This is a genomic window from Gimesia sp., assembly GCF_048260065.1.
GTDB lineage: Bacteria > Planctomycetota > Planctomycetia > Planctomycetales > Planctomycetaceae > Gimesia.
On sequence record NZ_JBLXHC010000001.1, the window covers coordinates 609,432 to 620,904 of the forward strand.

The window sequence follows — 11,473 nt, forward strand, 5'->3', positions numbered from 1 at the left end:
CAGGAACAACTGATGTTAATCGGATATGTCAGCGACGAAGATTATCGCGCGTTATTTGACGTGGCTGTGGAATTTCAGTCGGAAGGCCAGTTTGTCAGTACCCGTTCCACTGCATCGGGAGCGGTCATTGCGGATCTTGCTCCTGGAGAGTACGAAGTCGTCCTGCAGCATCGGGATTATTGCGCCAAACGGGTACAGCTCAAAGTAGAGCAGGGACAGGTTCACCATTTTCGATTGCTTTCAACGAAGCTGTATGGCTTTGCCTGGCCGCGCTGTGTGCAGAGCGGAGACGCTTCGGAGTTTCGCGTGCATTCAACTTCAGAGTATCAGCTCGAACTCTGGCGTTATGGCAAAGAAAAAGAGTATATCCGCCGGATTGGCACTTTTGATGATCATGCACCGCTGGCGAACTTACAGATCACGCCGGACGGGGATTACACTCAAAACGGTGTGGACTGGAATAATGTCGGTTACCGTACTGTCACCCAGAGACAGACTGTCTCAGCGCCTGACAGATCGGGACTGTATATGTTCCATCTCAGTAATCAGTCCGGTCAGCAGTTTACCTTTCCCTGGGTTGTCGCGCCCCGTACGCCAAAGGCAAAGATCGCGATTCTTGCCAGCGATTTAACCTGGAACGCTTATAATAATTTTGGTGGGCGCAGCAACTATCTGAATCCCGAAGGGCTGCCAGCCACGCCAGTCGTCAACAGTCGGCAGGAATTACGCCGGTATCTGAAACCTTCTTTCGGTGCTTATTATGTAGAGGAATATCCACCCTTGTCACTCGAACGTCCACAGCCTTACCTGCACATTGATCTGGATGAACAGCTCCGCGATCCCATTTACAGCCGCATGGGGTGTGGTATGCTGCATTCCGAATGGCGGCTGCTGGGATGGATGGAAGAGCAGGGACTTGACTACGATTATTACAGCGAGACACAGTTTCATTTCGATCAACTTCCCCTGGATCAATATCAGGTTCTGATTCTCAGCTCGCACCCCGAATACTGGTCAAAGCAGATGTACGAGCGATTGAAATCCTGGGTGTTCGAATCGGGAGGTCGCTTGATCTATCTGGGCGGGAACGGTCTGAATTGTGAAGTGGAGTTTCTGGATGAGGAACGCATTGTCTATCACAATACCGACTGCACCAGCTGGTGCGGAGTGGCGATGGACCCACCGATTCCAGAAAAGGAATCAAAGTATGAGAGCCGCTATCACGCGCGACAGGAATCCGAAGCGAATCTGCTGGGGGTCGTCTTTTCCTTCGCGGGCATCATGACAGGGGCACCTTATCGCGTCGTTGATGAGCAGCACTGGTGTTTTCAGGGAACGAAATTGAAAAATGACGATCTGTTTGGAACAGAGAGTCAGCACATGCGAATTCCTGGCGGTGCTTCGGGGCATGAAACTGACAAGATCTCACCCAGTTCTCCGAAGAACGTGCGGTTGCTGGCACAAGGGACAAATCCCGATGAGGGGGGCGCGGATATGGTGCATTATCAGACGGCATCAGGGGGAGAAGTCTTTTCAGTCGGTTCGATCTGCTGGATCACTTCGATGCTGGTTGATGAGGATATTTCGAAAATCTCCCGCAATGTGATTGATCGGTTTACCAGCTGAACGGTGTGACTGATCAGGTGATGATATCCAGAATCGGAGTACCATGATCAATTTCCAGTCGTTTGCGACCAGGGATGTCCAGCCGATGCGGATCAAGTCCGAGCAGGTGATACAGGGTGGCATGAATGTCGGTGACGTAGTGGGGGGATTCGACCGCATGAAAGCCCAGTTCATCGGTGGCACCGTGCACGTAGCCCTGTTTGATGCCTGCCCCGGCAAACCAGACCGTGAAACCATGGGGATGGTGGTCCCGGCCACTGGGCATTTTGGTATTTCCGCGTGATTCCACCGCTGGCGTTCGTCCAAATTCGGTGCAGAAGACGACCACAGTGTCTTCCCACATGCCCCGCCGTTTAAGGTCTTTCAGGAGTCCCGCAATCGGTTTGTCTACGCGTTTGCAGGAACGGGTATGATTTTCCTTGAGGTTCTGATGCGAATCCCATTCGCCGTACCCGCTCAGATAAACCTGGGTAAATCGCACGCCTCGTTCTGCCAGGCGTCGAGCCGCCAGTAATCGCCGTCCGTAAACAGAGGTTTCTTTATCGTCAATGCCGTACAGCTGCTGTGTTTCCTGTGTCTCTTCAGTCAGTTCCAATGCTTCGGGAACAGAATTCTGCATGCGGAATGCGAGTTCATAAGAATTGATGCGGGCCCGCAGTTTTTCATCAGTCGGATATTCAACCGCTGCCAGTTGATTGAGTTCGTTAATGAGTTGATACTGGTTTGCCTGTTCCTGTTTCAGAATAGAATCCGGACGGGTGCCAAAAGGGAGCGGGTTTTTCGGATCGAGCGAGAGTTCCACTCCCATATACTTGGGACCAAGATAATCCGGGTTGAAGTTTTCTTTCACACGCGTATCGGTGTAGGAACCGAGAAACACGTATTCAGGTAGATTCTGATTCAGACTTCCCAGACCATAACTGAGCCAGGAACCGACGACCGGTTCTTTCTGATCCAGTTTGTGGCGTCCATGATGAATCTGAAACTCCGCGGCATGATCGTTGTCTGTTGTGTACATCGATCGCACAAAGGAGATGTCGTCGACGCAGGTCGCCAGGTGAGGCCACCAGTCCGTGATTTCAATTCCTGATTCACCGTGTTTCCGGAAACCAATCTGCATCGGCATGATCTGGGAATGTTCGCGTTTGACCTGCACCACCGAGCGGGCGCGTGCCTGGTAACGCGGGTCTTTGAAGGGGTCGGGATAGATCGTGTCGGAAAATGTTTTGCCGGCGTATTTATTCAGTTCCGGTTTGGGGTCGAATGTTTCCATCTGACTGTAGCCACCAGACAGGAACACCCAGATCACCGATTTTGCTTTGGGAGTAAAGTGAGGACCCGCAGTGGGGGCGGAACTGTCTTCAGCACGCGTTTCCTGTCCAAGCAGGCTGCTCAATGCCATGCCGGTGACTCCAAAACCCAGGTCCGACAGAAAAGTGCGACGCTGAATCTGACTGCATTGAGGCGTGATTGAATGTACTGAATGTTTCATAAAACGATTCCTGTTGTCTGCGGATGCAGACCGTACTGGAAATTAACGGATCGTGACAAAATCATTATGGCTTAATAACGCGTGTACCAGACTTTCACGTGCCCGGGCTGCCGGGGAATCTGCCGGTTGCGAGTAATCTCGCTTATCTGATGATTTCGTATTTGACTTTTCTGGTGGATACAGGGTTTGCTGACGTAACAGAAATGCAGTCGCGACAGCCTGTTCTCGTGTACTGGCAGCGCGGGATAAAATGAGTTTGAATGCGCCGTTGATGAACTCTTTTTGTTTCTGGTCAGTCGTAGAGGTGGAAGCGGTCTGGGACCAGAGTTGTTCTGCGATCATGCGCCCTTTTTGTACGGCCAGCGTGCTGTTGGTTAACGCCAGGGCCTGTTGTGGCATGACGGTTTCAGTCCGTTGATAACAGTCTGTTGCGCTGGCGCCGTCAAACAGTTCCAGGAATTCCATTTTGGCTTCGCCGTGATGCGAATAGTACAGACTGCGACGGTTCGTGATCAGTCCCTGGTCCTGTTCGAGTTCCTGGCCGTACATGGTGGGATCAAGATCGCCGGCAAGATAATAGATACTGTCCCGTACGACTTCTGCCTCCATGCGGTTGGTCGGAAATTTCCAGAGCAGAAGGTTGTCCCGATCATGTGTGAGATTCTGGTGATCAGCCGGTACGCCTTTTGAGCTGCGCTGGTAAGTTTCACTGGTGAGTATGACGCGATGCAGGTGTTTGATGCTCCACTTCTGGTCCATGAACTCGGCTGCCAACCAGTTGATTAATTCAGGATGTGATGGTTCTGCTCCACTGCGACCGAAATTGTAGACTGATTTAACCAGAGGCTTACCAAAGTGCCTCATCCAGATGTGATTCACGGCAACCCGCGCGGTCAAAGGGTTATCGCGACTGGTAATCCAGCGAGCGAGTGCAGTCCGCTTGCCAGTGCTCTGTTCAGGAAAAATCCGACTGAGGGCCGTGTATTGAGTTGATGACGCTTCGACTGGGTTTTGAGCAGACGTCAGTTGCGTCCGGCTCTGGGTGACCAGCGTTTGCGCGGCTGTCAGTTTCTTGGCACGTTCCTGGTCGGAATCCGGCAGCGATTTCGCCTGCAGTAAGGCGAGCTCTGCTGATTTCAGATTGGAATGCGCCCGGCTCAGCTTCGCCTGCCATTCAGCCTGGTAGGCGGCTTGCTCCAGCGATTCTGCCTGAGTAGATTTTTCGATGTAGCGGGCGGTCGCAGCGCGGACCCGGGCGGCGTACTCAATTTTCTCATCTTCAGCCGCCTTGAGTTTCAGCTGTAAATCGTTCTGAAGAACCCGGGTTAAATCCCGTTTCAACTGACTGGCTTTGACCTGTTGCCGCCACTTTTGATCTGCTTCCGTCAGTGGAGTTTTGAGAACGACCTGTGAAGTGGCAGTGCCGGTACTGAATCGTGTCAGTTGCCAGTTGGCAATTCCAGGGAGATCTTCGCCTGACTGATAAACGGGGAACTCAAAATCGAAACGCAGCAGTTCCTGTTGACTCTGGTTTATAAATACAAGTTGATCAAACTCGGCAATCGTTCCCTGATGTGCATCGAGGAACAGCCCCCGGTTTGCCTGGACCGCCGGATTCCAGCCATTCAAGGCAATCGGTGTTTCATTGAGAATCTTCTCATTGTTATTGCCTCCCTGGATCGAGAACAGGGCAATGTCCTGATCTGGTTTGAGTTGGAGTGTGATATGAAATTCCGACCCGGTGGAATCAGTTTTGTAGGAACCGACAGTTGTCGGATTTGTTGTGCCCGGGATATAGGCTAAGAATTTACCTGCTTCAAACGCGACATACAGATTGGTCCTGCCCCCCGTTAAATCATTTGACAATTGGAAATTGACATGGGCATCTTTCAGAATCCGTAGTTGAAAACGAATCTGTATCTCGGAATCAAAGGTCTTCCAGTCCTTGATTTCATATGAGAGTGTCCGGCGACCTTGCTCGGCGTTGAGTTGCAAAGACTGCTGGTTACTCGCGGAAGATGCTGGTTGAGCCGGATCGTTTTCAATAGCAGCTGGATTTCCTGGTCTGGCTGCCAGCATATTGGCCAGAGCAGAGTCCTGTTGTTTGAGTTCCTCTTCCAACTCTGTTTTCTGCTGTTCCCAGTTTTTAAGTGCACTCTGGTAAGCTGTCTCTCGTTTCTGAGTCTCTTCCTGAATGACAAACGGTTTCAAGCCCGGGTACCAGGTGGTGGGGGGGAGTTGAACCGGTTTAAAGTCAAGCTTGTCTCCGCGCAGAAAGGCGATGGCAGAGGCTTCTACTGGTGGCTGATCTTTGACGACATTCTGTTCCAGACCACCCGTGTAAAACTTTGCTTTTGCATCCAGGTGCCTGTCATAGATGCGAACCATGCCCGTGCGAACGGGACCATTGCGGACACTGAGTTTGTAATCGGGAAAGATACCCGGATCGGCTTCGCCGGGAACGCGATCGTGGCGGAGATCAATCGGTTCAAAAAAGGAGCGGAAGGCAAAGTATTCATTTTGCGTGATCGGATCGTACTTGTGGTCGTGGCACTCGCAGCAGTTCATGGTTAATCCGAGAAAAGCTTTGCCTGTATGTTCGACATTGTCTTTCAGCCAGGTGTGGTAATTCCAGCGATAAAAGTTACGCACAATGAAACCGGTGGCTACCAGATTCTCACGATCATTGGGAGCAATCTCATCCGCTGCCAGCATTTCGAGGATCATGCGGTCATAACCTTTGTCCTCGTTGATCGATCGGATAATCCAGTCGCGCCAGCGCCAGATCAATGAGTAACTGTTGGTCATATCTTTTGCACCGCGACGTCCATACCAGTCACTGTAACGCCAGACATCCATCCAGTGGCGTCCCCAGCGTTCACCGTATTGGGGGCGTGCAAGCAGATCTTCGATCACCCGGTTCCAGGCGTCCGGTCGCGTATCACTGAGATACGCATCCAGTTCGGCAGGAGTCGGGGGGAGTCCGATCAGGTCGAGATAGACTCGCCGCAACAGAGTTGCTTTGTCGGCACGTGACTGCGGAATCACTTTTGCCTGTGACAGTCGTGCGGCAATAAAGGCATCAATCGGGTTTGTTGAGTTCGTTTTAACCGCTGGGACATCGGGTCGGGTAATCGGTTGAAAGGCCCAGTGTTTCGCAGGATCGGCTTCCGGCGAATCATTGGCAGGAAACTTTGCACCCTGGGCGATCCAGTTTTCAATTAATTGGACTTCGTCTGGTTTGAGCGGTCGTCCCTGTCCTTCAGGGGGCATCTGAATATCCGCATCCGGAGTCAAAACCTGGTACAGCAGGCTTTCGTGTGGTTTGCCTTTGACGACAGCGGGGCCGATCTCACCCCCTTTGAGAATCAAAATGCCGGCATCCAGCCTCAGCGAAGATTCCTGCTTCAAACTCCCATGGCAGGCAAAGCAGTGTGACTTCAGGAGTGGTTTGATCTGTTTCTGGTAATCGATTTCTGCGGGGGATGATTCTGCGAAAAGCGGGTTCTGGAAGATTGTCAGCAGTAGCAGGGTAAAGACTGTTGCTGAGTTTCGCATACTTCGACTCCACTTTCTGTATCAACAGATTACATATCACGAGTCACTTATGTTTAGAATAAATTCTCTTTCCTGTTGTCACAAGGCGGTTTATGCTAGATTGTTAAATATGCTAAGAAAATAATATTGCCCGTCTGATTCTATATCTGGCGGCAAATTATTGTCATGATAAGCTCACCGTCTCTGATTTGTCTGGATGCACTGTTTCAAAGAAAGTCTGTTATGAAGTCGATCACTTCCCGGCCACACCTGCTTCTGTTGTTATTTCTATTGAGCCTGACAGGGCCCGTTTCTCTCACCAATCACGCTTTTTCCGGTGAAAAACAGGCGGCTTCACCTCAGCGTGAGATCCTCTGGGTTCAGCAGGCAGGGGGAAAGAAGCACGACAAAATTCGTGGCATCACCGTTGACCAGGAAGGCAACTGTTATGTGACGGGCGAATTTACAGAGACCGCACAATTTGCCGATCAGACTGTAACCAGTAAAGGGGGGATGGACTTTGTGCTCGCGAAATATGATCCCGCGGGCAAACTGCTCTGGATCCAGACGGCGGGGGGCAAAGACATTGACCGGGGTTACGGTGTAGCCGTTGACAAGGCTGGAAATTCTTATGTCACAGGACACTTTCAGAGTCCCACATTTCAGATCGGTGACAAAACGCTGGAAAATAAAGGGGACTACGACTACTTCATTGCCAAATATGATCCGCAGGGGAAGCTGCTCTGGGCCGAGAGTGCTGGTGGAACAGGTTATGACTACGGACATGGAATTGCGGTAACACCGGAAGGTGACTGTTATGTAGCGGGTTCTTTTGCCGGTGATGTGACTTTCGGGACTGCGCAAACAGGGAACAAAAAGGGGAGATCACTGTTTGTTGCCCGTTATGATTCAGATGGCATGCTGATCTGGAGCCAGCTGGCAGGCAACGGCCGGAGCCAGAGTGGTCATCAGATTGCCGTTGATACCAGTGGTAACTGTTATGTCTGCGGTTACATTACCGGTCTGCTGGAACTCGATGGTCAACAGGTAGGAACTGACACCAACGTACAGGATATTTTCCTGGCGAAACTGTCACCAGCAGGAAAACTGATCTGGTCTGCCAACTCAGGCGGTCAGGCCAATGGATTGAGTACCGGAGTCGCCGTCGATCAACAGGGCAACTGTTATCTCACGGGGATGTTTAAGAATAAGGCAACCTTTGGTAAAACCGTGATGACGAGTAAGGGGGCGCATGACATCTTCGTCGCGCGGATCAATGCAGATGGTTCGCCAGCCTGGGCCTATACCGGGGGAGGTGAGAAAATCGATTATGGGCTGGGAATTGCTGCAGACCAGGCGGGAAACTGTTATATTACAGGAGAGTTTTCTGAAGACGTGCATTTCCTGGGAAAACACCATACGAATCTGGGAGGTCGGGATCTGTTCATTGCCCGTTTTGCTCCCGACGGAAAACCAGACTGGCTGGAAATACTGGGGGGAGACAAGAGTGATTTAAGCTATGCGATCGCTGTCGATAAGGATCAAAACTGCTTTGTCTCGGGAGCGTTTTCACCAACAACTCAATATCAGAAATACGAGTTGAAAAGCCAGGGCAGTAATGACATTTTTCTGATCAAAATGAGCCAGTAATATGAGTGATCGAATTCTGTTGGCATGTATTGTGTTTTTCTCTATCTGTATTGAGAGCGAGGCACAAGATGCCATCCAGGAACCCGAAGTCAAACCAGCGCGTCAGGCCGGACAACCTCTGGCTGCAACCCGTCGGATGGCAATCAATGTGCTGCCTTTTCACCGGGATCTGGATGCAGCCAAGCTACAGAAATGGCTGGAGATCAGTTCCCGTTGTACGATGGCGGAATTTGAGCTATTCCTGTCTCCCTTGACGGCGGAAGAACAAAAACTGTTAAAAGTCATTGAAGACAAACCAGCGCCGATTGTGAATCGACTGCATTTCGAAAATCTGCGAGATGTCCTCAAGCAGAAGGCGCTGGTCTCACTACTGGTGGAAGAGGAAGTTGCAAAGGATGATCTATCGCATACGACTCCCGCGGTAGAGAATCTGCTGTATGGTGCGTTTGATGCCGTTTTTGCGAGTGTCGGGCCGCCGAATGGTTCACCCCGTTACGGCGATGTGGTGATCCATTTGAAGGATTCCGTACGGGAGCGTGGGTGGGCGACTCCCTTCAGTGGGATGCATTTCATGTATGCGATTCAGCATAAAGATGCGCGAAAGATGCAGGACATGCTGGCGGCAGGAAAGTCACTACCAGACTCTCCTTATAATCCTCTGCATCTGGGATTTAATGACCGGCTGCATTTTTCACATTATGTTGTCACTGAAAAATACTGGAATCAAATGCTGGCCTTTCAGGCGATTCTGGTCTATCGTAATCTGGACAATTCCCCAGCCAGTGAGAAAGTCAGACAGCGATTCGCCGCATTGCTGACAGAAGAAAACCCTCAAAAGTTCTGGAATCTGTTTATTCCCCCGCGCGTAAAAAACGGAACGAAAGAGCAGGATGCTGAGAATATTCCCTTTGGCTATCTGGAAGGAAAGTTTGATAATCAGATTTCGATCGAATACTTCACATCAATTGAAGTTCCCGCCTCTAAACTGGCTTTAGTCCGGTCCTGGCCTGAAGCGCAGCCGTATCTACATCTCATTCGGGCAAAGGCAGCAGATAACCCCTGACTTACCGCTGTCTACCTTTTTCGCTTGTATTTTCAGTAATCAAAAAATTCAGCAACGACCCGTACTTCAGCAGGTTCTGCCTAAATTCCATGCAGGCTTTCCTGTCGTTTTTGTATTCACATGGTGAACACTGGATTCAAATAGGATGATTGCTGCGTCTGAATCTACAGTTTCGCCCTGATTTTCAGGCTTTTTGGTTACTCAAAAATATTGCTTAAACGAACCTGAAAAAAATTACTTCATTGGTGCATGATTTGCGAATGTACGATACAGAGGAAGTTGTAGTTTTACCTATCAGGATTCCGCTGCAGTCATTTCATTCATTCGACTCAGTCAGGGATGATTCAAAATGCCTCTTTCTCTTCATGGTATTTTCATATTTATCTTTTACCGTTCAATGGAGTCTGGTCCTTATGCACTCTCGAGAAAGACGAAACCGAGGTTTCACACTGATTGAGCTTTTGGTAGTGATCGCGATTATTGCGATCTTAATTGCTTTGTTATTGCCCGCTGTCCAGCAGGCGAGGGAAGCGGCCCGTCGCAGCACCTGTAAGAACAATCTGAAGCAGATTGGTCTTGCCTTACACAATTATCATGATGCCCATCGTGTATTTCCTCCCGCAGCGATTGCACCAGGGAGCTGTTACTGCGAACGTGTACTGGATATGCCAGCCGGTTCATCTCCACTGTTAATGAACCATTCATTTTATCAGCTGCTGTTACCCTATCTGGACCTGGCAAATCTCTACAATCAATATGACTTCAAGCTGTCAACTTCCACTCATGTTGCACGCTCTGATGGCGCTTATTGTGGTTCCGTAGGACCGACATTTGCCGGCTCAGGACAACTGACGGTTGCCAAGAATAACTTTCCAGTCTTTCTCTGTCCTTCCGATCCCAATCCCACGAAATACGGTGATTATCAGAAATCGAGCTATGGACATGTAGGCTACACGACAGAGTACAGCCTGTTGACTTCCTATGGCAATAACAGTAGTTCTCTGAAGGGAACACTGGGGTTCAATGGTTCTGCTAAAATCTCTGATATCAAAGATGGCACCAGTAACACCATGATGATCATGGAAGCTTCCATGTTACTGACCAGTGCATCGTATGGTCCTTTCTGGAATTCATACCGCCATACGAATGTCTTGCTTCCCGTTTCCTATGGTATTAATAAGAACCATCCAGGCTATGACAAACCTTATGCCTGGGGAGCCGGAAGCCACCATGAAGGCGGTTGCCAGATGCTGATGGCCGATGGCGGAGTTCGTTTCTTAAGTGAAAACGTGGACCGCATCGCAGTCGTCCAGGCTTTGGTTTCCATCAAAGGTGGAGAAATTCTACCAGAGTTTTAAGTTCTCCCTGTTGACCTGATAACAATCTGATTATTTCTGTCAAACGCACCACGTTATTACGTCGGTGCGTTTGACAATTCGTTTCAGCGCCGAAAGTTAATCTCATGCCCTCAATTCATTTTCAATTACCTGTTGTGACACGAGCTCTTTGTCTGCTCATGCTGTTGTGCATCCTGTCGGGATGTTCCGGAAAAAGTAATGACTTACCTGATTTGGCTGAAGTCACAGGGCAGGTAACCCTGGATGGAAATCCTTTGCCGGATGCAATCATTGATTTTTATCCCCAGGGGGCTCAGGAAAAAAAACAGTCTCGTGCTTCCACTGCAGCAACTGATGAAGAAGGAAAATACTCGCTGATGTATAACAATAATACAGCAGGAGCGATCCTTGGCGACCACATGGTTCGCATCAGTAAGACCGAGGGGGGCGCGGAAGTAGCAGGCCCTGAGATGTTACCGAAAAAGTACAATGAGAACACGACTCTCAAAGCGACTGTTACAAAAGATGGCCCGAATACGATCAACTTTGAGTTGAAGAGTAAGTGAACAGTGTGCCTGAGTTGCATGTGACCTTTTCTCCGTTTCTTAATCAATGAGGAATGCTAGAAGTTTGTGATCTTGTATTAAGGAAAAGATCAGATCTATGAAACGAAAAAGGTTACATTGAATAACAAATTTCCTTCGCCTTTTGTCAGTCTGCTTCAAACCCCACTATGCTTTTCTCGGCAAATCGATTTCTCAACATACC

The 11,473-nt window shown here is 49.8% G+C and carries 7 protein-coding genes; 5 read left to right on the plus strand and 2 right to left on the minus strand.

The genetic code is table 11. The features are described 5' to 3' along the window. Nucleotides 1-12: 12 nt before the first annotated feature. On the plus strand, nucleotides 13-1,626 hold the full coding sequence (locus ACN0YN_RS02155) for a N,N-dimethylformamidase beta subunit family domain-containing protein (protein WP_417383333.1): 1,614 nt from the start codon (nucleotides 13-15) through the stop codon (nucleotides 1,624-1,626). A 13-nt stretch (nucleotides 1,627-1,639) separates the two neighbouring features. Here the strand turns inward: ACN0YN_RS02155 and ACN0YN_RS02160 are convergent, their stop codons facing one another. Then, on the minus strand, nucleotides 1,640-3,118 hold the full coding sequence (locus tag ACN0YN_RS02160; RefSeq protein ID WP_417383334.1) for a DUF1501 domain-containing protein: 1,479 nt from the start codon (nucleotides 3,116-3,118) through the stop codon (nucleotides 1,640-1,642). Between the two features lie 42 nt (nucleotides 3,119-3,160). Further along, nucleotides 3,161-6,676, minus strand: coding sequence for a PSD1 and planctomycete cytochrome C domain-containing protein (locus tag ACN0YN_RS02165; protein WP_417383335.1), 3,516 nt, complete (start codon nucleotides 6,674-6,676; stop codon nucleotides 3,161-3,163). A gap of 222 nt (nucleotides 6,677-6,898) precedes the next feature. Here ACN0YN_RS02165 and ACN0YN_RS02170 point away from each other — a divergent pair, with 222 nt between their 5' ends. The 4 genes from ACN0YN_RS02170 to ACN0YN_RS02185 all read left to right on the plus strand — a co-directional run bounded on the left by ACN0YN_RS02170 (nucleotide 6,899) and on the right by ACN0YN_RS02185 (nucleotide 11,271). Then, nucleotides 6,899-8,305 (plus strand): SBBP repeat-containing protein, encoded by a 1,407-nt coding sequence (locus ACN0YN_RS02170; protein WP_417383336.1) that lies wholly within the window; start codon nucleotides 6,899-6,901, stop codon nucleotides 8,303-8,305. A 1-nt stretch (nucleotide 8,306) separates the two neighbouring features. Next, nucleotides 8,307-9,368, plus strand: coding sequence for a hypothetical protein (locus ACN0YN_RS02175; RefSeq protein ID WP_417383337.1), 1,062 nt, complete (start codon nucleotides 8,307-8,309; stop codon nucleotides 9,366-9,368). 413 nt (nucleotides 9,369-9,781) lie between these two features. After that, nucleotides 9,782-10,726 carry a DUF1559 domain-containing protein gene (locus tag ACN0YN_RS02180; protein WP_417383338.1) on the plus strand — a complete coding sequence of 315 codons (945 nt, stop codon included), beginning with the start codon at nucleotides 9,782-9,784 and terminating at the stop codon, nucleotides 10,724-10,726. 212 nt (nucleotides 10,727-10,938) lie between these two features. Continuing rightward, on the plus strand, nucleotides 10,939-11,271 hold the full coding sequence (locus ACN0YN_RS02185) for a carboxypeptidase regulatory-like domain-containing protein (protein WP_417383339.1): 333 nt from the start codon (nucleotides 10,939-10,941) through the stop codon (nucleotides 11,269-11,271). Nucleotides 11,272-11,473 lie beyond the last annotated feature (202 nt).

What these genes read in the sequence shown, in the direction of transcription:
- ACN0YN_RS02170 (WP_417383336.1), top strand. Translation starts at nt 6,899, where the DNA reads ATGAAGTCGATCACTTCCCGGCCACACCTGCTTCTGTTGTTATTTCTA.
- ACN0YN_RS02160 (WP_417383334.1), bottom strand. Translation starts at nt 3,118, where the DNA reads ATGAAACATTCAGTACATTCAATCACGCCTCAATGCAGTCAGATTCAG.
- ACN0YN_RS02165 (WP_417383335.1), bottom strand. Translation starts at nt 6,676, where the DNA reads ATGCGAAACTCAGCAACAGTCTTTACCCTGCTACTGCTGACAATCTTC.
- ACN0YN_RS02175 (WP_417383337.1), top strand. Translation starts at nt 8,307, where the DNA reads ATGAGTGATCGAATTCTGTTGGCATGTATTGTGTTTTTCTCTATCTGT.
- ACN0YN_RS02180 (WP_417383338.1), top strand. Translation starts at nt 9,782, where the DNA reads ATGCACTCTCGAGAAAGACGAAACCGAGGTTTCACACTGATTGAGCTT.
- ACN0YN_RS02155 (WP_417383333.1), top strand. Translation starts at nt 13, where the DNA reads ATGTTAATCGGATATGTCAGCGACGAAGATTATCGCGCGTTATTTGAC.